This is a genomic window from Mameliella sp. AT18, assembly GCF_028807275.1.
Classification (GTDB): Bacteria; Pseudomonadota; Alphaproteobacteria; order Rhodobacterales; family Rhodobacteraceae; genus Antarctobacter; species Antarctobacter albus.
In genome coordinates this window covers 1-21008 of the sequence record NZ_JARAMO010000269.1, presented here as the reverse complement: position 1 = coordinate 21008, position 21008 = coordinate 1, and the positions used below count along the sequence as shown (strand labels likewise).

Sequence of the window (21008 nt, the reverse complement as noted above, 5' to 3'; positions counted from 1 at the left end):
CTGCACCACAAGTATTTCGAGGTGAACTACGGCGACGGCATCGTGCCCTTCGACGCGCTGTTCGGCACCTGGCACGACGGCACCAAACAGGCAGACGAAAAGATGAAGGCGCGTTTCCGGGACAAGAAGGCCCGCGCAAACGCCCGGAAAGGCGGCATGCCCGCCGAATAAGGAGCGACCCGCCCAGGCGTGCGAGGAGGCACCCGGGCGATCCGCAAAATCCATCACGACTGACCAATGCCGTCCGACCGACGACGGCAAACAGGGGAGGAGACCCTAAATGAAACTGAGCACGTTCCTTGCGACCACCGCCGCCCTCGCCATCGGCGCATCGGCCGTCTACGCCGAAGGCGCGGACATCTTCGTAATCGGCGGCAAGCCCGACGATCCGTTCTGGTCGATCGTCAAGCGCGGCGCCGAAGACGCGGCCCTCGTGGTCGAGGCACAGGGCGGCTCTGTCACCTGGCTGGGCCCGCAGAACTACGACAACCTCGGCGTGGACGCGGCGGAACTGATCCGCCAGGCCATCGACCAGGGCGCCGATGGCGTCGTCGGCCCGAACTGGGTGCCCGAGGCGATGGACCCGGCCTTTCAGGCGGTCGTGGACGCGGGCATCCCGCTGGTCATCTACAACGCCGGCGGCCTCGAGGCCGCCGACCGGCTGGGCGCGCTGAACTACGTCGGCGCGGTCGACTACCTGGCCGGTGTCGCCGGCGGCGAATGGCTGGGCAACAACGGCGGGACCGTCGGGCTCTGCGTCAACTCGCTGCCCGGCGCGGCCAATATCGAGGATTACTGCAACGGGTTCGCCGAGGGCATGGAGAACACCGGCCACACCGCGACCACCCTGCCCCTGCCCGCGACCGCCCAGGGCAACGTGACCGCCGTGGCCCAGGCCGTGCGCGCGCACCTGCTGCAGAACCCGGACATCAACGCCGTCTTCGCCACCGCGAACCTCGATGCCGTCGGCATCGTCCAGGGCATCCAGCAGGCGGGCAAGGCCGGCCAGGTGCAAATCTGCGGCATCAACTTCGACGAGGCGATCCTGACCAACATCAAGAGCGGTCAGCAGGCCTGCGCCATCGACCAGCAGGGGTATCAGCAGGGTTTTTACGCCGTGTCGATCCTGAACGGTCACATCAACTACGGCCTGTCGATCCCGACCCGCGAGATCCTGACCGGCCCCGGCGTCGTCGATGCGTCGAACATCGACGCGACCATGCTGGGCGCAGGCAAGGGCACGCGCTGAGCGCCCCCACGGGCACCGGGCCGCGCCGCCACGCGCGGCCCATCCTTCACGAAAAACGGGAGGCCGGGCGCCTTTGACGCGACCGGAACGGGAGAGACATGTCACCTGACGCGCCAAGAACCAGCGGCCCAGCCGCGAGCATCGGCAACCTGATCCGCCGGCCTGAGTTCGGAACCATGATCGGGACGATCGTCGTCTACGTCTTCTTTGCCAGCCTCGGCGGCAAGGTGTTTCTCGGCGCGCCCGGCTGGTCCGCCTTCCTGACGATGGCGGCCGAGGTCGGCATCATCGCCCTGCCCGTCGGCCTGCTGATGATCGCCGGAGAGCTGGACATTTCCGTGGGCGCCGTCGTGCCCGCCGCCGCGCTGACCTGCGCGTTGGTGTCCGGCCACTACGATCTGCCCACCTGGTACGGCGTCCTTGCCGGGCTCGCGGTCGGGCTGATGATCGGTTTCATCAACGGCTACCTGGTGTCGCGTACCGCGATCCCCTCGCTCATCATCACCATCGGCACGATGTTCGGCACCATGGGCCTGACCCTGGGACTAACGGTGCTGATCGCGGGATCGACCGGGGTCTTCATGACGCCCGACCCGGTGGCCAAGCTGATGCTGGGCGAGTCCATCAACTTCATGTTTCGCGTCACCATCTTCTGGTGGCTGGGCTTTGCCCTGGTGATCTACTACCTGCTGCATGTCGCGCCCTGGGGGAACTGGGTCTTTGCCTTGGGCGGCGACCGCGACAGCGCGCGCAATGCCGGCATCCCGATCCGCCGTGTGACCATCAGCCTCTACATGCTCAGCGGTTTTGCGGCGGCCTTTGTCGGCGTCAGCCAGGTGCTGACCTTCGGCAGCGCGCAGGTCGCGGCGGGACAGGCCTTCATCTTCAATTCGATCATGTGCGTGGTCATCGGCGGCGTGCTGCTGACCGGTGGCGCCGGGTCGGTGGTGGGCATCGTGCTGGGCACACTGACCTTTTCCATCGTCAACCAGGGCATCTTCTTCAGCGGACTCGATCCGAACTACGGCAGCATCATCATCGGGGCGCTCCTGCTGATCGCGGTGATGTCCAACGACACCTTCCGCAAGCTCGCCCTGAGCTACGCGACCAAGAAGTGAGGCCGGGACCATGACAGACCTCTTCGGAACCTTCCTGCGCAAGCCCGCCGCGGGCGCCATCCTCAGCCTGGTCGGCGTGATCGCCTTCTTCGTGATCTTCGGCGGCGTGGACCTGGGCAAACTGGCGGGCGCCGCCAGCTGGGTGAACTTTGCAGCCAACCTCGGGATCGTGGCCATCCCGGTGGGCATGCTTATGATCGCGGGCGAGCTGGACATCTCGATCGGGGCGATGATCCCGGCGGGGTCGATGACCACCGCCATCGTCTCGGGCCATTACGAACTGCCCATGGCCGTCGGCATGATCTGCGCGCTGGGTCTGGGCGTGATCGTGGGCACGATCAACGGCGTGCTGGCCAATCGTACCACGGTCCCCTCGCTGATCATCACGCTGGGCACGCTGGTCGCCATGCAGGGTGTCGTCCTGGCCGCCGCCAAGATCCTGACCGGCAAGGCCAGCGTCGCGCTGACCGCCCCGGACTGGGCCAAGTTCACCTTTGGCCAGCTGATCGGCGGCAGCCACCAGGTCATCATCCTGTGGTGGATCGCGCTGGCGCTGGTCCTGTGGTTCGTGATGCATGCCACGCGCTACGGCAACTGGATCTTCGCGATGGGCGGCGACAAGGACAGCGCCCGCAACGCCGGCATTCCCGTCCGCCAGATGACCGTCGCGCTCTTCATCCTGTCAGCCACGGCCGCCAGCTTTACCGGCATGTGCCAGGCGATCCTGTTCAATTCGGCCCAGGTCTCGGGCGGCATGAACATCATCTTCAACGTGATCGTCAGCGTCGTCGTCGGCGGCACCCTGCTGACTGGCGGCTTTGGCTCTGTGGCCGGGATCTTCTTTGGCACGCTCACCTTCGCGGTGGTCAACCAGGGCATCTACTTTACCCAGATCGACCGCAACTGGTCGAACCTGATCATCGGAGTGATGCTGCTGGTGGCCGTCGCCATGAATGAAAACTTCCGGACCCTGGCGATGACCGCCGTCCGCAAGAAGAAACCCGCTTGAGAGGGAGGCCCGGACCAATGGCTGACAAGACCCCCGTGATCGAACTTCGCAATGTCGACAAGAGTTTCGGCCCCATCGATGTGTTGCATGAAATCTCGCTCAAGGTGAACGAGGGCGAGGTGCTCTGCCTGCTGGGCGACAATGGCGCCGGCAAGTCGACGCTGATCAAGACACTGGCCGGCGTGCATCAACCCACCCGCGGAGAGATCCTGCTGGACGGACAGCCGGTGCGCTTTTCCCGGCCCAAGCAGGCACAGGAAATGGGCATTGCCACGGTGCACCAGTTCGGCGGCACCTTTCCCCTGATGTCCATCGGGCGCAGCTTTTTCGCCGGAGTCGAACCGACCCGGGGCTGGGGGCCGTTCAAGGTCTACGACCGCAAGACCGCCAACCGGATCGCCGTCGAGGCAGTTCAGAACTTCGGCATCACCCGCATCGACGACGGCGACCGCCTGGTCGGCGGCCTGTCGGGCGGCGAACGGCAGTCTCTGGCCATCGCCCGCGCGGTGCATTTCGGCGCCCGCGTGCTGATCCTCGACGAACCGACCGCCGCGCTGGGGGTGAAACAGGCCGCCCATGTCCTGCGCATCGTGAACGAGGCCAAGCGGCGCGGGCTGGCGGTGATCTTCATCACCCACCAGGTCATGCACGCGATGGCCGTGGGCGATCATTTCGCCGTCCTGATCCGTGGCGCCATCGCCGCCGACTTCCGCAAGGGCGAGAAGACCCGCGAGGAAATCGCCGACCTGATGGCCGGTGGCGAAAGCATGGCCGACCTGGAATCCAGCATCGAAGGCTACATGGAAAGCCATGACGGCCATGTGCCGCCGCCGGTGCACTGAGGTCTTTCACATCATGCAAACGCCCTCGTGGCGTTTGACGGCAACGCGTTCGCGGGCATCCTTCGCGAACCCAATATCATGACGGAGCACAAGATGAGCATTCGCATCGCCGTGATCGGCGCGGGACTGATGGGGGCCGATCACGCCGCAATCGTGGCAGAGGATCTGCCCGGGGCCACCCTTCAGCTGGTCTGCGACATGGACGCCGCCCGCGCGCGCGCGGTGGCTGACAGGCTGGGCGCCTCCGATGTCTCGACCGATCCAGAGGCCGCCATCACCCGAGACGATGTCGACGCGGTCATCATTGCCAGCCCCGATTTCACCCATGCGCCGCTCAGCACGGCCTCTATCCGCGCGGGCAAGCGGGTGCTCTGCGAGAAACCCCTGTCGCAATCGCCACAGGAATGCATCGAGGTCATGCAGGCCGAAGAGGCCGCCGGGGCGAAACACGTCATGCTGGGCTTCATGCGCCGCTACGACCAGTCCTACGTCGAGATGAAAGAGGCGCTGACAGGCGGCCAACTGGGTCGCGCGCTGATGATGCACAACTTTCATCGCAACGTGGAAACCCCGGCGGCCGATTTCACCGGCGCGATGGCGATCACCAATTCCGCGCCGCATGAGTTCGACGTGGTCCGCCACGTCCTGACCTGCGACTACACCGCGATCTCTGCCTACCAGCCCCGGCGATCGGATTCCGTGGTGGCCCCGGTCGTCATGGTGCTGGAAACCGATGACGGCCAGCTTGTGACCATCGAGGTCAACAACAACGCCGCCTATGGCTACGACGTGCGTGCGGAACTGGTGGGCGAGCAGGGCAGCATCGCCACGAACAACGTCGCCTACACCCGCACCGACATGAAACTGGCCGCCGCCACCCGCTACGAGGCCGACTGGCGCGGGCGCTACCACGAGGCCTACGTCCGCCAGAACCGCGACTTCCTGCGCTTTGTCGAAACCGGCGCCTTCCCGGCGACGGCTGCGGATTGCTGGGACGGCTACTGCGCCGCGCAGGTCGCGCAAACCGGCGTCACCGCGCTGGAAACAGGTCGGAAATGCGCGGTCGAGATGATCGCCAAACCGGAGTTCTACGCATGAAACTAGGCTTTGTCTCCGACAGTCTCGGCGCCATGTCGCTGGACGACATGCTGGCCCATGCCCGGCGCATGGGTGTATCCGGCATCGAGGTGAACACCTGCGGCTGGACCACCGCACCGCATTTCGACCTGGCCAAGATGCTGGGCAATAGCGCCGCGCAAAAGGCCTATCGACAGAAATTCGCGGATCACGGGCTGGAGATCATCAGCCTGAATGCAAACGGCAACCCGCTGCATCCCACCGACCGGACCCAGGGGGATGCCCTGCTGGACACGATACGCACCGCCGGCGAAATGGGGATCGAGACGGTCTGCACCATGTCCGGCCTGCCCGCGGGCGCACCCGGCGACACCATGCCGAACTGGGTGGTCTCCTCCTGGCCGCCGGAGACGCAGGAGATCCTGCGCTTTCAATGGGACGATGTGCTTTTGCCGTTCTGGGAGGGCGTCGCCGCCGTCGCCCGCGAAAGCGGCGTGAAACGGATCGCGCTGGAGCTGCACGGCAACCAATGCGTCTACAACGTGCCCTCGCTGTTCAAGCTGCGCGAGGCCATCGGCCCGGTGATCGGCGCCAACCTGGACCCCAGCCACCTGATGTGGATGGGCGCCGACCCGCTGGTCGCCGCCGAGGCGCTGGGAGAGGCCATCTACCACGTCCACGCCAAGGACACGCTTCTGAACGCGCCGGTGCAGGCGACGACTTCGCTGCTGGAAAACGGCTCACTCATGGATATCCCGGCGCGCAGCTGGTCCTACATCACGCTGGGTTTCGGCCACGGCGAGGAATGGTGGCGGCAGTTCTGCTACCGGCTGCGGATGGCGGGTTACGACGGCTGGCTGTCGATCGAACACGAGGACGTCCTGCTGAACGCGCTCGAAGGATTGGAGAAATCCGTGGCGCTCCTGCAGAACGTGATGCCCTCGGCCCCGGCCGATTTCAAACCGCAGGAGATCTGAGCCAATGCCCCGCGACTACAGCCTGACCGGGCCGGATGCCCGCCGCGCCGTCGATGCGGGGCTGGTGACCGAGGACTGGTACAGAACGCCCATCGACCGCAAGCAGATGAAGGCGCTGATGAAACGTGCCGATCAGCCCGCCATCCGCGACACGGTGATCCTGTTCGGGCTGATGGTGGGCCTTGCGGGGATCGCCATCGCTCTGATGCCGTCCTGGTGGTCCGTGCCCTTCTGGCTGGCCTATGGCGTGCTTTATGGGTCGGCGATGGACTCGCGCTGGCACGAATGCGGGCACGGCACCGCCTTCAAGACGCGCTGGATGAACCAGCTTGTCTACCAGGTCGCCTGTTTCTGCATGATGCGCGACCCGTGGTGCTGGAAATACAGCCACGCCCGGCACCATTCCGACACGATCATCGTGGGCCGCGATCCGGAAATCGCCATCATGCGGCCGGTCCTGGCGCTCAGGGTCGCCTCTAACCTTCTGGGGCTGGTCGATGTGCCCGACGGGCTGCGCCGCATGGTCGTCCATGCCTCTGGCCGGATGCTGCCGGACGAGGAGACCTATGTCGAAGCCGTCTTTTACCCGAAAACCTACCGCACCGCGCGGATCTGGCTGGCGATCTACGCGCTGACCGTCCTGACCGCCGTCCTGTTCCAGTCCTGGATCCCGCTGCTGCTGATCGGCCTGCCGCGCCTGTACGGCTGCTGGCACATGGTCCTGACCGGCTGGCTGCAACACGGCGGACTGGACGACAACGCGCTGGATCACCGGCTCAACAGCCGCACGGTCTACATGAACCCGGTCAGCCGCTTCATCTACTGGAACATGAACTACCACGTCGAACACCACATGTTCCCGCTGGTGCCCTATTACCGCCTGCCGGACCTGCACCGGGTCTGCGCCTTTGATTTCCCGGCGCCGAACAGGTCGATCCCGCAGGCCTTTGCCGAGATGCTGCCGGTGCTCTGGCGCCAGCGGCACGACCCCGATTTCCACCTGCGCCGTCCCCTGCCCGACAGCGCCCACCCCTACCACGACGGCCCGCGCGCCAGCGCCGGCTGACAGACCAAGGAGACCCCAATGGCAGACTGGATTGACGCCTGTGCCGCAAGCGACATCGACGAAGAGGACGTGATCCGTTTCGATCACGGCAGCCGGACTTTCGTGATCGTGCGCGACCACCAGGACAACTACTATTGCACCGACGGGCTGTGCACCCACGAGGACGTGCACCTTGAAGACGGGCTGGTGGTCGAGGCGACCATCGAATGCCCCAAGCATTCGTCGATCTTCGACTGCTCCACCGGAGAGGTGGAAACGCCGCCCGCCTGCGAGAACCTGCACACCTATCCCACCAAGGTCGAGAACGGCCGCGTCTTCATCGAATTGTGAGGCGGCGACCCGGCCTTGGACCCGACCCGGTGCCGCGGGCCAATCTGACAGTCCGGTCCGTCGGCCCACCCACACGAAAGGAAAGCGCATGACCTTCCAACTCGCCGCCTGCGCGGAAATGCTCTGGCTGGACAAGCCCATCGCCTGGCGCGCCGCGCGCCTGCACGAGATGGGCTTTGGCGTCGGTCTCTGGAACTGGCCCGAATGGGACCTCGATGCACTGGAAAAAACCGGCGCCAGTTTCACCATCATGAACGGCTATCTGCGCGGCCGCCTGTCGGATGCCGAAGGCGCCGACCTGCTGGTGAACTCCGCCCGTGAAACCGCGCAGGTCGGCAAGCGGCTGGGCGTCGCGCGGCTGAACCTGCACGGCACCGGCCTGGGCGACGGCGGCCTGCCGATCCCGCAGCACACGGCCTTTGCCCCCGGCATGTGGCTGCGCGCGCGCGATACGCTCAACCGGATCTGCGACATGGCCGAGGAAGAGGGCGTGACCTTCACCCTCGAAAACCTCAACCTGCGCGAACATCCGGGCTGTCCCTTCAACACGACCGCCGACGTGCTGTCGCTGGTCTCGGCGGTGGACCGGCCACAGCTGCGCATCAACCTCGATCTGTACCACACCCAGATCGGCGAGGGTGACGTGATCCGATGGGCCGAGGCCTGCCTGCCCTGGATCGGAGAATACCAGGTCGCCGACAACCCGGGCCGGTTCGAGCCGGGGACCGGAGAGATGAACTATCCCGTCATCGCCCGCGCGCTGGCCGACATGGGCTATGATGGCCCGGTCGCCTTTGAGGGCTATGCCAAGACCGACCCCGAAACCGCGCTAGAGGCCTTCCGCGCGGCCTTCACGGTCTGACGTCAAGGAACGATCCCATGAGCATCTACCATAACCGTCCGCTTGTCTCGGACATCCGCGCCATGAAGAAACGCGGTGAAAAGATCTCGATGCTTTTCGTCACCACCCCCGACGAGGCCGCTGCGGCCGCCGAAGCCGGCATCCACATGCTGTCGATCGAGGGCCGGTTCTTCGACGCTGAAATGCGCGAGGCGGCGGGCGACTGTTTCGTCCAGGTCGGCCTGCCCTACGGCGGCTGGGGCAGTTTCCAGGGCCGCCCGCTGGCCACCGGAGAGGACTACTTGCGCGCCGCCTTCCACTACGCGGCGCTTGGCGGCGACGCGGTCTATTGCGCGGCCTCCTACGACATCCAGAAACTGCTGTGCGACAATCACATCGCGGTGGTGGGCCACATCGGCCTGATCCCGTCCTACATCACCTGGACCGGTTGGCGCGCGGTGGGCAAGACCGCCGACGAGGCGCTGGCCCTGTGGCGCCACACGCAGATGCTGGAACGTATCGGCGTCTTCGGCGCCGAGCTGGAAGTCGTGCCGGACCGCGTGGCCAGGTACCTGACGGAAAACTCCTCGCTGGTCATGCTGGGCATGGGGGCGGGCAGATACGCCGATGCGCAATATCTCTTTACCGAGGATGTCTGTGGCTATGGCAAGACCCACAAGCCGCGCCACGGCAAGACCTACCGCAACTTCGCGCCCGAGCTGGAAAGGCTGCAGGCCGAACGCATCGCCGCCTTCAGGGACTACAAGGCCGACGTGGACAGTGGCGGGTATCCGGCGGATCAGCACAGCGTCACGATCCAGGACGCCGAGTTCGACGCCTTCATGACCGCGGCCCGCGCCTGACCCCCACATTGATCGCCAAACACCCGGCCCGGGGGATCAGACCCCGGGCGGGATCAGGACGAACTTGCCGACATGGGTCTTGGCCAGGAAATCCCTCTGCGCCGTCACGATCTGGTGCAGCGGATAGGTCCGGGCCACCAGCGGGCGGATCTCGCCCCGTTCGACATAGCCGATGAGGTCGGGAAAGACCGTCTCATCCCAGGCCGTGGTGCCGATCACCTGCCGGTCGTGCAGGTACAGCTCGCGCATGTCCAGCGGCACCACGGGGCCGGCGATGGCCCCGGAACTCACCAGCCGCCCGCCCCGCCGCAGCACCGCGAGCCTGCCCGGAAACCCGTCCCCGGCGACATTGTCGACCACCAGGTCGATGCTGCCCGCGCCCAGCACCTTTTCCGGGTCATCCGCCCGTGCGATGCACCGGGATGCCCCCAGCTCGTACAGCAGCTCCATCTTGCCGGGGCTGGTCTGGGCAATGACCTCGGCACCGCGCCGCGCGGCCAGTTGCACCGTGGCCGAGCCCACCCCGCCCGAGGCGCCGCTGACCAGCACACGCTCTCCGGCGCGCAGTCCCGCACGCTGCAGCATGTTCTCGGCCGTGCCGTAGGCGCAGGGCACAGAGGCCAGTTCCGCATCGCTCCAGTCGCAGTCGACGGAAAAGACCTCGGTCGCAGGCACCTTGACGTATTGGGCAAAGGAACCGTCGAAATCCGACGCCATCCACACCGTGTCCATATGATCGAAACCGCGCGTCCGCATGCAGGGCCGCACCAGGACCCGCCGACCGATCAGTTTCTGGTCCGCATCCGGCGCCGCCTGCACCACCCGCCCGCAGCAATCGGTGCCCTGGATCAGCGGAAAGGGCGTGGCCGCGTTCCAGCCCCCATCGGCGCGCTCCTCGGGCGGTCCATCGGAGGTGGCCGCCGTGTCCGTCGTGACCCCGGAGGAATACCAGCCCAGGCGCGTGTTGATCTCGGTGTTGTTCACACCTGCGGCCAGAACTTTCAACAGCACCTCGCCGGGGCCGGGGACGGGCACCGGGACGTCGCGATATTCCAGCCGGTCGTATCCGCCGTTGCCCGTGGTGACGACCGCTTTCATGGTCGCGGGCAAAGGTGTCTCAGACACCTTCAATCCCCTTCAGCGTCAAGTTGGTGACAAGCTGGGCGTATTCCTCGCGGGCGTCGCTGCCGGCACCACCGTTCCACATGTAATACCAGTTCAACATGCCAAAGACAGACATGGTGACAGAGCGCAGCTTGCGCGCATCCGCCGCCAGCGGATCTGGCGCGATCTCGGCCAGTATGGCCGAGAGATGGTTGACCATGTCGCGCTGGTAGGCGCGCAGCACCTTCTGCTTGTCCTCGGGCAGGGCCTCCAGCGCGGAAATCTGCACCTTGTGGTGGTCGTCGGCGCCCTGGTAGGCCCGCAGCACCGCGCGCACGGTGTCCAGCAGACGATCCTGCGGGGTGGCACCCGGCGCGGGATCAACGCAGACACGGGCGTGCAGGGCCGACAGGTAGCTGTCCAGCAGGTCGAACAGCAGCGCGTCCTTGCCCGCGTAGTAGTGGTAGATATTGGCCTTCGAGATGCCGCAGCCCGCCGCAATCCGGTTCATCGAGGCGCGGTCGAATCCTTCGGCGGCAAAGACCTGTGCCGCGCAGTTCAGGATTTGCGCGCGTTTCTCGTCGTGATCCTTGGCGATGGGGCGTGCCACGGTCTCTCCTCGCTCCCTGTCCCGATCCTTTACCGGGGTTTGGCGGGGAAATTAACTGACCGATTGGTCGGTGACAACATCGGACAGGACCGGGCCGCCTCAGGCCGCCGCCGACAGCCTGTCCAGCCCCGGCGCGGGCAGGCGCTGCAACAGCCGCGCCGTCCCGGCCCGACAGGCCGGACCGGCCCAGGCCTCGGGCAGCACGAAATCCGGAAGTTCCGGCACTTTCAGCACGATACGCCGCCAGCTGTGCACGATCAGCACCCGCAGGGCGGCGGTTTGCAGCGGGTCCGGCGCACTGGCGGCCGCCAGCGCCGCCTCGGCCCGCGTCAGCCGGGCCGCCAGGTCAGCCGACAGCGCCACGGTCATCGCGTCGCAGGTCTTGTCGCGCATCCAGCGCGGCAAAGGCCTGTCGGGATCGATCGGCGTGGCAAAGGCCTCTGCCCCGGCGGGCGGATGCGCGGTCAACACCGCGTGCGGCGTGACCCAGACATCGTTTCGCGTCCATTCCAGCGGAGAGGCCGGATCGGTCAGCACCAGAAAAGCCGCCTCGGCGGGTGGATCGGTGGCATAGATGCGCGGGCTGGCGGCCACGGTCTGCGCCCGACCTTCGGGCGTCAGGCGGTACAGACTGGACCGGCCCGCACGCTCGCTTTCGATCCAGCCGTCCTTGCGCAGGCGGTGCAGGGCCACGCGCATGGCTTCGGGTTTTATCCCGACACGGCTCATGATCTCACCCAGGACAGTGCCCGGCAGGGCCGAGCCATCCTGCGCAAGATCACCGAAGACGGTGACAAGCAGCGACCAGACGCGCGGGGGGATCTCCCCCCGCAGGTCACTGACCGCTGCTTCGAAGGCCGTGCTGTCCATCGTCTCCTGTCTGCGCTCAGGCGCTGTAGGCGTTCATCGTCAGCAGCTCGTATTCGGCCACTTTCTCGCCATCCTGGTTGGTCAGCGTCACGTGCCAGCGCACTTCGCCATACTCGTCTGTCCGACGGGTCTTTTGCTTGACGGTCAGGCGCACGTTCAGCGCATCCCCCGCCACCACCGGCTTCATGAAGCGTAGCCCGTCCAGCCCGGTATTGGCCAGCACCGGGCCCTCGTTCGGCTCGACGAACATGCCCGCCGCGAAACTCAGCAGCAGGTAGCCATGCGCGACACGCCCCGGGAAGAATGGATTCCGCGCGGCGGCCTCCTCGTCCATGTGGGCATAGAAGGTGTCGCCGGTGAATTCCGCGAAATGCTCGATGTCGGCAAGCGTGATCTCACGCGGGCCCGCATGCAGCGTCTCGCCAATCGCCAGATCGTCGAAGCCACGGGTAAAGGGATGCGCCGGGGCCTCGACCTCTGCCGCGCCGGGCACCCAGCGGTTGCCGATGGCGCTCAGCATGTCCGGGCTGCCCTGGATCGAAGTCCGCTGCATGTAATGCATCACGCCGCGCACGCCGCCCATTTCCTCGCCGCCACCCGCGCGGCCGGGGCCGCCGTGGACAAGATGCGGCATCGGCGAACCATGCCCGGTGCTTTCCTTCATGCTGTTGCGGTCGTTGAAGTAGAGCCGCCCGTGGAAGGCGCCCGCGCCCAGCGCAACCTCACGGGCGACCGCCGGATCATGGGTGATGACAGAGGCCACCAGCGACCCGCCGCCGCGATTGGCGATCTGCACCGCGTGCCCCAGGTCGCGATAGCCCATGACGGTGGACACAGGGCCAAAGGCCTCGGTGTCGTGGATGCGCTCCGCCTTGTCCGGGTCGGCGCAGTGGAACAGCATCGGCGGCAGGAAGGCACCCTTGGCCCCATCCGCGCCATGCACCTCGAAGGCATCGGGGTCCCCATAAACACGCTCTGCCTCGGCGCCGATCACCGCCGCCTTTTCAAGAACGTCGCGTTTCTGGCCGTTGGAGACCAGCGCCCCCATGCGCGTGGCCTCTGCCCGGGGATCGCCAATCGGCGTCTTGGCCAGCCGCGCGCTCAGCGCCTCGATCACCGCCGGAACATGTGCCTCGGGCGCGATGATGCGGCGGATCGCGGTGCATTTCTGCCCCGCCTTCACGGTCATCTCGCGGTGCACTTCCTTGACGAAGAGATCGAATTCGGGCGTGCCGGGTTCCGCGTCCGGCCCCAGGATCGAGGCGTTCAGGCTGTCCTGTTCGGCCACGAAGCGCACCGATTCACGCAACAGGTGCGGGTTCGACCGCAGCTTCAGCGCCGTGTCCGCCGAGCCGGTGAAACTCACCGCGTCCTGGCAGGTCAGCCGGTCCAGCATGTCGCCCAGGCCGCCCGCCACGAATTGCAGCGCGCCCTCGGGCAGCAGACCGCTTTCCAGCATCAGCCGCACCGCCAGTTCGGTGACGTAGCAGGTGGCCGTGGCCGGCTTCACGATGGCAGGCACCCCCGCCAGCAGGGTCGGCCCCAGCTTTTCCAGCATCCCCCAGACCGGGAAGTTGAAGGCGTTGATATGCACCGCGACACCCTGCAGCGGCGTACAGATGTGATGCCCAAGGAACTGCCCCGAGCGCGACATCTGTTCGACATCGCCGTCCAGGTAGACATGCCCGTCCGGCATCTCTCGCCGCCCCTTGGAGGCAAAGACAAAGAGCGTTGCAATGCCGCCGTCGATGTCCAGCCCGTGATCGCGCGCCGTCGCCCCGGTGTTGAACGACAGGTCGTAAAGCGCCTCTTTGTGCTGCGACAGGTACTGCGCCAGCGCCTTGAGCATCTTGGCCCGCTGGTGGAAGGTCATAGCGCGCAGCGCCGGGCCGCCCTTGTCGCGGGCGAAAGCCAGCATCGCCTCGACGTCCAGCGCGTCGTTGCCCGCGTGGCCCAGCACCTCGCCGGTGACCGCGTTTTCAAAGCTGCGTGCGCCTGTGCCCGGTGCAACCCATTGGCCCGCCGCATAGCTCTTGATCTCAAGAAGGCTCATCCTTCCCCCCTGTCCTGCCGGTCGCGCCCGGCGGTTCATTGAATCTCTGTCTCAGGCCCGTTTGTTCAGGCCGTCTCTGTCAGGCCCAGCCGGGCCAGCGCAGCATCCAGGCGCTTTTCCCATTCGGCCCGCATCTCGGGCGCGCTGGCGTGGCGCAGGCCCCAGGCCTGCAGTTGCGCCATACGGTCATCGGACGGATCGCCAAAGACCGCCGCCACGCGCGGGCGCCAGTAGGCCAGGCTCTTGGCAATCGCCGCCCCCTGCCCCTCGGCCCCCAGCCGCTCCAGCCCTTCTTCGGCCAGTTCGGTATGGCGCCGTTCCACGGGCAGGACCTCGCGCAGCGCCTCGGCCAGCGGCTGGTAGGTGACGCGCGCCATGTCCTCCAGCTGCACGGAGACCGCGTGGCCCATGCAGAGGTTCATCACCACCGCGTCGGCCCAGCCGTCCAGCGGGTAGTTGAAGACCGACAGGCGCATGTCATGGGTGGACCGTGTCGATCCCGGAGCCGTGTCGCGCGGCAGACGGTCGGTCCAGGGATGGTGGCCGACGTAGCGGTCGGTATTGGCCCCGAATTCGCCCATCAGGCGCAGCACCTTGTCCGCGTGATCGGTCTTTTCCAGCACGATCCGCGCGGCGGCGATGCGTTCCTTGATCCCCGGCCCGTCGTTGATCACATCGGCAAAGCCCGCCGCGCCCGCCAGTTCGCTGTCGACGAAGGTGCTCATCAGCTTCATCAGCTCGGCGCGGTAACGGGGCGGCACATTGGCCGGGTTGGTCAGCCGCCCGCCCTGGGCCAGGTAGTCGGCAATGTTCATCTCGTCCGTCATGGCATCCCCCTTACTGGTCGTAATCCACGACCACGCGGTCGGTGAGCGGGTAGGACTGGCAGGACAGGACGTAGCCACGTTCGACCTCGTAATCCTCCAGCGCGTGATTGGCGATCATCTCGACCTCGCCCTCGATCACCCGGCACTTGCAGGTGGAACAGACCCCGGCCTTGCAGGCATAGGGCGCGTCCAACGCGTTTTCCAAAGCCGCGTCGAGAACCGAAAAGTCCTTGTCCATCTCGAAGCTGCGCGTGGTGCCGTCCAGCGTGACGGTCGCCTGCGTGCGCGCCGCCTGTGTGCCCGCCTCGGTGCTGGTGGCCTTGCGCGCCAGCCGTCCGGGCTGGGCGCTTGCAAACAGTTCGAACTTGATCTGCTCCTCGGTCAGGCCGTGATCCTTCAGCGCCTTGGCAATGCCCAGCATCATCGGCTCCGGCCCGCAGATAAAGGCGGTGTCGACGTTTTCGACGTCGATCCAGTGCTCGAACAAAGCGTCACACTTCTCGGCATCGACACGGCCCTGGAACAGGTCGATGTCCATCGCGTCCGATTCCAGGACGTGGATGATGTTGAGCCGCCCCATGTAGAGGTTTTTCAGATCTTCCAGTTCCTCGCGGAACATGATCGAGTTCACGCCCCGGTTGGCATAGACCAGTGTGAAATCCGACCGCGGCTCCGTCGACAGGACGGTCTTGAGGATTGACAGCACCGGGGTGATCCCCGACCCGCCGGCAAAGCCCAGGTAGCTGCGGCTGGCCGCCGGATCGAGCGGGGTGTGAAAGCTGCCCATCGGTTCCATCGCTTCCAGCACCATGCCCGGTTGCAGGTCCTCGTTGGCCCAGGTCGAAAAGGCGCCGCCATCGACCTTCTTGATCCCCACCTGCAACAGGCCCTCTCCCCGGCCGGCGCAGATGGAATAGGAGCGGCGCACCTCGGTGCCGTCGAAATCGCGGCGGAAGGTCAGGTACTGCCCCTGGATGAAGTCGAAGCTTTCGCCATTCGCCGGTTCCAGCGTCACGACAACCGCATCGCGGATGGTCTTTTTCACGTCACGGACGGTCAGTTCATGAAAGCGCGGCATGGGCCACCCTCCTCAGATGCACTTGAAATAGTCGAAAGGCTCCAGGCAGTCGGTACACCGCCAATGCGCCTTGCAGGGGGTCGAGCCGAACTGGCTCACACGGGTGACGTTCCTGGACCCGCAATGCGGGCACTTTTCCGGCCCGCCCGCAGGTTGCGGAGGGGCGATCCCGTAGTCCTCCAGCCGTGACCGCCCCTTCTCGCTCAGCCAGTCCGTCGTCCAGGGCGGAGCGATCCGCGTCTCGATCTTCACGTCCTTGATGCCCCGGTCGCGCAGCGCGGTCTCGATATCCATCGAGATCACGCTGGTCGCCGGACAGCCCGAATAGGTCGGCGTCACCGCCACCTTGACTGTCTCTCCCTCCAGCATCACCTCGCGCACGATGCCCAGGTCGACGACAGAGATCACGGGGATCTCGGGGTCCGGCACCTCGTCCAGCCAGCCCCAGATCTGATCCACACTCACGGTCATGGCGGGTTACCAGCGCGCGCCCGGATAGGCCCGTTGCAGCCACTGCATCTGCGTCAGCATGTGGCCCAGGTGTTCCGAATGCCGGAACCCGGTCTTGCCGCCCGCATGGGCAAAATCGCTGTCGGGGATGACCAGCGTGGCCTCGCTCATGGTCTCCTGCACCGCCGCGTCCCAGGCCGCGCGCAAGGACGACGGCTCCGGCGCGATGCCTTCACCCGCCATGATCCCGCTGACCTCGTCATCGGTGAACATCTCGCCCGCGTAGGGCCAGAGCAGGTCCAGCGCCGCCTGCATCCGCCGGTGGCTCTCGCTGGTGCCGTCGCCCAGGCCGATCACCGTGTCGCGCGAGCGTTCGACGTGATAGGCCACTTCCTTGACCGCCTTCGCCGCGATCCCCGCCACCCGCTCGTCCGAGGACCCGGCCAGCTTTTGCAGCAGCAGAACATGCGCCTGGTCAAAGAGATACTGCCGCATCATCGTCTGGCCAAAATCGCCGTTCGGCTGTTCCGCCAGCAGCACGTTGCGGAAATCCCAGGCGTCGCGCAGCATGGCCAGATCGTCGGCGGACCGGCCCTCACCCTCGACCTCGCCGGCAAGGCCCAGCCACATCTGCGTCTGCCCGATCAGGTCCAGCGCGGTGTTGGCCAGCGCGATATCCTCTTCCAGCACCGGCGCATGTCCGCACCATTCGCTGACCCTGTGACCAAGCACGAGGGTATTGTCCCCCATCCGGCAGAGGAATTCGAAAAACGCCATGTCGCGGGTCATTACATCGCCCCCACTTCTTCGGGGATGTCGAAGAAGGTCGGGTGACGATAGACCTTGGACTCCGACGGCTCGTAGAGCGGCCCCTTGTCCGAAGGCGAGGAGGCCGCGATATGCCGCGCCTCGACCACCCAGATGCTGACACCCTCGTTGCGGCGGGTATAGACGTCGCGGGCGTTCTTGACGGCCATGTCCGCGTCCGGCGCGTGCAGCGACCCGACGTGGCGGTGGCTCATGCCGTGCTGGCCACGGATGAAGACCTCCCAGAGCGGCCATTCGTGGCGCTTGGGTTTCGTGGCTTGATCCGGCGTGTCCGGATAGGCTGCGTTCGGGGAACTCATCTCAACTTCCTCCCAATCTCGATACCGGGCGCACCCGGGGGGCCATCACTCGGCCGCGACCTTGCGCGCGGCCTTCTTCTCGGCATGGGCCAGCAGCCCGTCACGCACCCATTTGCCATCGTCCCAGGCCTTGTTCCGCGCCGCCAGACGTTCGCGGTTGCACGGCCCGTTGCCCTTGAGCACGTCAAAGAACTCGGACCAGTCGGGCTGCGAGAAATCGTAGTGCCCGGTCTCCTCGTTCCATTTCAGGTTCTCATCCGGGACAGTCAGCCCAAGGTATTCGGCCTGCGGCACGGTCTGGTCGACGAACTTCTGACGCAGCTCGTCATTGGTGTTCATCTTGATCTTCCAGGCCATCGACTGCTCGGAATGCACGGATTCCTTGTCCGAGGGGCCGAACATCATCAGGGACGGATACCAGAAGCGGTTCAGCGCATCCTGGGCCATCTTCTTCTGCGCCGGCGTGCCAGAGGCCATCTTCATCATGATGTCGTAGCCCTGACGCTGGTGGAACGACTCCTCCTTGCAGATCCGGATCATCGCGCGGCTGTAGGGGCCAAAGGACGTCCGCTGAAGCGGCACCTGGTTCATGATCGCCGCGCCATCCACCAGCCAGCCGACCGCGCCCATGTCGGCCCAGGTCAGCGTGGGATAGTTGAAGATGGACGAATATTTCATCCGCCCGTCCAGCAGCATCTCGGTGATCTCGTCGCGGGTCACACCCAGCGTCTCGGCGGCGCAATACAGGTACAGCCCGTGCCCCGCCTCGTCCTGCACCTTGGCCAGCAGGATCGCCTTGCGCTCCAGCGTGGGCGCACGGGTAATCCAGTTGCCCTCGGGCAGCTGGCCGACGATTTCCGAATGCGCGTGCTGGCCGATCTGGCGGATCAGCGTCTTGCGATAGCCCAGCGGCATCCAGTCCTTGGGCTCGATCTTCTCACCCGCGTCGATGCGGGCCTGGAAAGCGGCGAGCTTCTCGGGGTCTTCCTGCGTCGCCTCCGACTTGATCATCTGTGCATACATGGCAGAATCTCCCTGCTGATCGACTTCAAACCCGTTCGAGGACGATGGCCGCCCCCTGCCCCACGCCGACACACATGGTGCAGAGCGCGTAACGTCCCCCATTGCGCCGCAACTGGTGGGCCGCGGTCAAGACAAGACGTGCGCCCGACATGCCCAGCGGGTGCCCCAACGCGATGGCGCCACCCTGCGCGTTCACGCGCGGATCGTCATCCGCCACGCCAAGCTCGCGCAGCGTCGCCAGGCCTTGGCTGGCAAAGGCCTCGTTCAATTCTATCACATCCATCTGGTCGATGCTCAGCCCGCACCGATCCAGCACCTTGCGGCTGGCGGGCACGGGGCCGATGCCCATGACGCGCGGCGCCACACCGGCCGATGCCATGCCCAGCACGCGGGCGATGGGCGTCAGCCCCTGCGCCTTGACCGCTGCCTCACCGGCCAGCAGCAGCGCCGCCGCCCCGTCGTTCACGCCACTGGCATTGCCGGCGGTGACGCTCAGGTCCGGCCCGTTCACGCCCTTCAGCTTGCCCAGTTTCTCTACCGTCGTCCCGGGGCGCGGATGTTCGTCCGTATCGACGATGACCGGATCGCCCTTGCGCTGCGGCACCTCGACGGGAACGATCTCATCCGCGAACAACCCTGCCGCCTGCGCCGCTTCCCAGCGCGCCTGGCTGCGCGCGGCAAAGGCATCCTGGTCCGCGCGGCTCACGCCATAGTCCGCCGCCACGTTGTCAGCGGTCTCGGGCATCGAGTCGGTGCCATACATCGCCTTCATCTTCGGGTTCACAAAGCGCCAGCCGATGGTGGTGTCGTAGACGGCGTTGGCGCGGGTAAAGGCGCTGGTTGCTTTGGGCATCACGAAAGGCGCGCGGCTCATGCTTTCGACCCCGCCGGCGATGCACAGGTCATAGTCCCCCGCCTTGATCCCCCGCGCGGCAAACCCCACCGCATCCATGCCAGAGGCACAAAGCCGGTTCACGGTCGTCCCCGGCACGCCCTCGGGCAGCCCGGCCAGCAGGGCCGCCATGCGTGCCACGTTGCGGTTGTCCTCGCCCGCCTGGTTGGCCGAGCCATAGATGACCTCGTCCACGGCGCTCCAGTCCACCGAAGGGTTGCGCGCCTTCAGCGCACTGATCGGCAGCGCCGCCAGGTCATCCGCCCTGACCGAGGACAGCGCCCCGCCATAACGTCCAATCGGCGTCCGTACCCCGTCACAGATGAAAGCGTCCATGACCGACACTCCTCCCATTAATCGACCACGCGGTCGGAATACGTCAGCTCAGAGATTCGCGCAAGAAAAAGTTACACTATTCTCACAATTGGACATTTCGGTAACGTTTCATCCCCAACGCATCCCACCCGCATCGGACCCGCGCTCAGCCTGTTCCCTGGTGATTCCGAAAGCGAAGAACAGGCGCAGCCTGTCCAAAAGGGCCGGCGGGCGGGCGTCTTTGCGGCGCAGCCGCAAACAGTCCCGTCCCGGCGACCGCAAAACGAAAAAGGGCGCCCCGGTCTCTCGGAGCGCCCCTTCAACTCATCCAACCCGCCGTGATCAGGCGTCGATACGGTCGGCGTTCATCACCTTGGTCCAGGCCGCGACAAAGTCCTTCACGAACTTCTCGGCGCCATCGTCCTGGGCGTAGACCTCGGCATAGGCCCGCAGGATCGAGTTCGAGCCGAACACCAGGTCCACGCGCGTCGCGGTGAACTTGACCTCGCCCGTCTTGCGGTCCTGGATCTCGTAGGTGCCGTCCCCACCGGGCACCCACTTGAAGCCCATGTCCGTCAGGTTGACGAAGAAGTCGGTGGTCAGGGCCCCCGCGCGGTCGGTAAAGACGCCATGCGCCGTGCCGCCGTGGTTGGTGCCCATGACACGCATGCCACCCAGCAGGCAGGTCATTTCCGGCCCGGTCAGCCCCAACAGCTGCGCCCGGTCCAGAAGCAGTTCCTCGGCGCTGACGATATAGTCCTTCTTCTGCCAGTTGCGGAACCCGTCCGCGACCGGCTCGAGCACGTCAAAGCTCTCGGCGTCGGTCATCTCGGCACTGGCATCGCCACGGCCCGGCGTGAACGGCACCTCGATGTCGAAACCCGCCGCCTTCGCGGCCTGTTCCACACCGACGTTGCCCGCCAGCACGATGACATCCGCAACCGAAGCGCCGGTCTCTGCCGCGATCGGTTCCAGCGCCTTCAGCACTTTCGCCAGGCGGGCCGGCTCGTTGCCCTCCCAGTCCTTCTGCGGGGCAAGCCGGATGCGCGCACCGTTGGCACCGCCGCGCAGGTCGGACTGGCGGAAGGTCCGCGCGCTGTCCCATGCGGTGGCGACCATCTCGGCGGTCGACAGGCCGCTTGCCGCGATCTTGGCCTTGACGGCGGCCACATCGTAGCCGGTCGACCCGGCGGGGATCGGATCCTGCCAGATCAGCTCCTCGGCCGGGGCGTCGGGGCCGATGTAGCGATCACGGTTGCCCATGTCGCGGTGGGTCAGCTTGAACCA

22 protein-coding genes are annotated in these 21008 nt (G+C 66.0%); 10 read left to right on the top strand and 12 right to left on the bottom strand.

All coding sequences use genetic code 11. The features are described 5' to 3' along the window. Positions 1–280: 280 nt before the first annotated feature. The 10 genes from PVW46_RS22405 to PVW46_RS22360 all read left to right on the top strand — a co-directional run bounded on the left by PVW46_RS22405 (position 281) and on the right by PVW46_RS22360 (position 9372). Positions 281–1249, top strand: a complete 969-nt coding sequence (locus tag PVW46_RS22405; protein WP_069210261.1) for a substrate-binding domain-containing protein — start codon at positions 281–283, stop codon at positions 1247–1249. A 176-nt stretch (positions 1250–1425) separates the two neighbouring features. Continuing rightward, entirely contained in the window at positions 1426–2367 is a 942-nt protein-coding gene (locus PVW46_RS22400; RefSeq protein ID WP_083242388.1) for an ABC transporter permease, read from the top strand. A 10-nt stretch (positions 2368–2377) separates the two neighbouring features. After that, positions 2378–3376: an ABC transporter permease gene (locus tag PVW46_RS22395; RefSeq protein ID WP_069210263.1), complete on the top strand. Its 999-nt coding sequence runs from the start codon at positions 2378–2380 to the stop codon at positions 3374–3376. A 17-nt stretch (positions 3377–3393) separates the two neighbouring features. After that, positions 3394–4218, top strand: coding sequence for an ATP-binding cassette domain-containing protein (locus tag PVW46_RS22390; protein ID WP_043145866.1), 825 nt, complete (start codon positions 3394–3396; stop codon positions 4216–4218). A gap of 78 nt (positions 4219–4296) precedes the next feature. Next, entirely contained in the window at positions 4297–5316 is a 1020-nt protein-coding gene (locus PVW46_RS22385) for a Gfo/Idh/MocA family oxidoreductase (RefSeq protein WP_274577718.1), read from the top strand. After that, positions 5313–6272: a sugar phosphate isomerase/epimerase family protein gene (locus PVW46_RS22380; protein WP_069210264.1), complete on the top strand. Its 960-nt coding sequence runs from the start codon at positions 5313–5315 to the stop codon at positions 6270–6272. Before PVW46_RS22385 ends, PVW46_RS22380 begins: the two co-directional genes overlap by 4 nt. Before the next feature lie 4 nt (positions 6273–6276). Beyond that, entirely contained in the window at positions 6277–7338 is a 1062-nt protein-coding gene (locus tag PVW46_RS22375) for a fatty acid desaturase (RefSeq protein ID WP_274577717.1), read from the top strand. An 18-nt stretch (positions 7339–7356) separates the two neighbouring features. Then, entirely contained in the window at positions 7357–7668 is a 312-nt protein-coding gene (locus PVW46_RS22370; RefSeq protein WP_069210266.1) for a MocE family 2Fe-2S type ferredoxin, read from the top strand. 88 nt (positions 7669–7756) lie between these two features. Beyond that, complete coding sequence (locus tag PVW46_RS22365; RefSeq protein ID WP_069210267.1) at positions 7757–8530, top strand: TIM barrel protein; 774 nt, start codon at positions 7757–7759, stop codon at positions 8528–8530. 17 nt (positions 8531–8547) lie between these two features. Beyond that, positions 8548–9372 (top strand): 3-methyl-2-oxobutanoate hydroxymethyltransferase, encoded by an 825-nt coding sequence (locus PVW46_RS22360; protein ID WP_069210268.1) that lies wholly within the window; start codon positions 8548–8550, stop codon positions 9370–9372. Between the two features lie 36 nt (positions 9373–9408). On the opposite strand, the gene PVW46_RS22355 is transcribed toward PVW46_RS22360, so the two are convergent. The 12 genes from PVW46_RS22355 to PVW46_RS22300 all read right to left on the bottom strand — a co-directional run. After that, on the bottom strand, positions 9409–10497 hold the full coding sequence (locus PVW46_RS22355) for an alcohol dehydrogenase family protein (RefSeq protein WP_338020544.1): 1089 nt from the start codon (positions 10495–10497) through the stop codon (positions 9409–9411). After that, the gene (locus PVW46_RS22350; protein ID WP_043145878.1) at positions 10490–11086 is read right to left on the bottom strand and encodes a TetR/AcrR family transcriptional regulator; all 597 of its coding nucleotides are present in this window, start codon (positions 11084–11086) and stop codon (positions 10490–10492) included. Before PVW46_RS22350 ends, PVW46_RS22355 begins: the two co-directional genes overlap by 8 nt. 99 nt (positions 11087–11185) lie before the next feature. Further along, positions 11186–11956 (bottom strand): PaaX family transcriptional regulator C-terminal domain-containing protein, encoded by a 771-nt coding sequence (locus tag PVW46_RS22345; protein WP_069210270.1) that lies wholly within the window; start codon positions 11954–11956, stop codon positions 11186–11188. A gap of 16 nt (positions 11957–11972) precedes the next feature. Further along, positions 11973–14009 carry a phenylacetic acid degradation bifunctional protein PaaZ gene (gene paaZ / locus PVW46_RS22340; protein WP_069210271.1) on the bottom strand — a complete coding sequence of 679 codons (2037 nt, stop codon included), beginning with the start codon at positions 14007–14009 and terminating at the stop codon, positions 11973–11975. 65 nt (positions 14010–14074) lie between these two features. After that, positions 14075–14836 carry a Phenylacetic acid catabolic protein gene (locus PVW46_RS22335; RefSeq protein ID WP_069210272.1) on the bottom strand — a complete coding sequence of 254 codons (762 nt, stop codon included), beginning with the start codon at positions 14834–14836 and terminating at the stop codon, positions 14075–14077. A gap of 10 nt (positions 14837–14846) precedes the next feature. Then, the gene (gene paaE, locus PVW46_RS22330) at positions 14847–15914 is read right to left on the bottom strand and encodes a 1,2-phenylacetyl-CoA epoxidase subunit PaaE (protein ID WP_069210273.1); all 1068 of its coding nucleotides are present in this window, start codon (positions 15912–15914) and stop codon (positions 14847–14849) included. A gap of 12 nt (positions 15915–15926) precedes the next feature. Continuing rightward, the gene (gene paaD, locus PVW46_RS22325; RefSeq protein ID WP_043145885.1) at positions 15927–16385 is read right to left on the bottom strand and encodes a 1,2-phenylacetyl-CoA epoxidase subunit PaaD; all 459 of its coding nucleotides are present in this window, start codon (positions 16383–16385) and stop codon (positions 15927–15929) included. 6 nt (positions 16386–16391) lie between these two features. Further along, entirely contained in the window at positions 16392–17153 is a 762-nt protein-coding gene (paaC, locus tag PVW46_RS22320) for a 1,2-phenylacetyl-CoA epoxidase subunit PaaC (RefSeq protein ID WP_043145887.1), read from the bottom strand. Further along, entirely contained in the window at positions 17153–17491 is a 339-nt protein-coding gene (gene paaB / locus PVW46_RS22315; protein WP_074622948.1) for a 1,2-phenylacetyl-CoA epoxidase subunit PaaB, read from the bottom strand. Before paaB ends, paaC begins: the two co-directional genes overlap by 1 nt. A 45-nt stretch (positions 17492–17536) precedes the next feature. Next, positions 17537–18514, bottom strand: coding sequence for a 1,2-phenylacetyl-CoA epoxidase subunit PaaA (gene paaA, locus PVW46_RS22310; protein WP_069210274.1), 978 nt, complete (start codon positions 18512–18514; stop codon positions 17537–17539). A gap of 25 nt (positions 18515–18539) precedes the next feature. After that, entirely contained in the window at positions 18540–19742 is a 1203-nt protein-coding gene (pcaF, locus tag PVW46_RS22305) for a 3-oxoadipyl-CoA thiolase (RefSeq protein ID WP_069210275.1), read from the bottom strand. Positions 19743–20063: 321 nt separating this feature from the next. Further along, a partial coding sequence (locus PVW46_RS22300) for a peroxidase family protein (RefSeq protein WP_338020543.1) occupies positions 20064–21008 on the bottom strand: 945 nt, incomplete at its 5' end.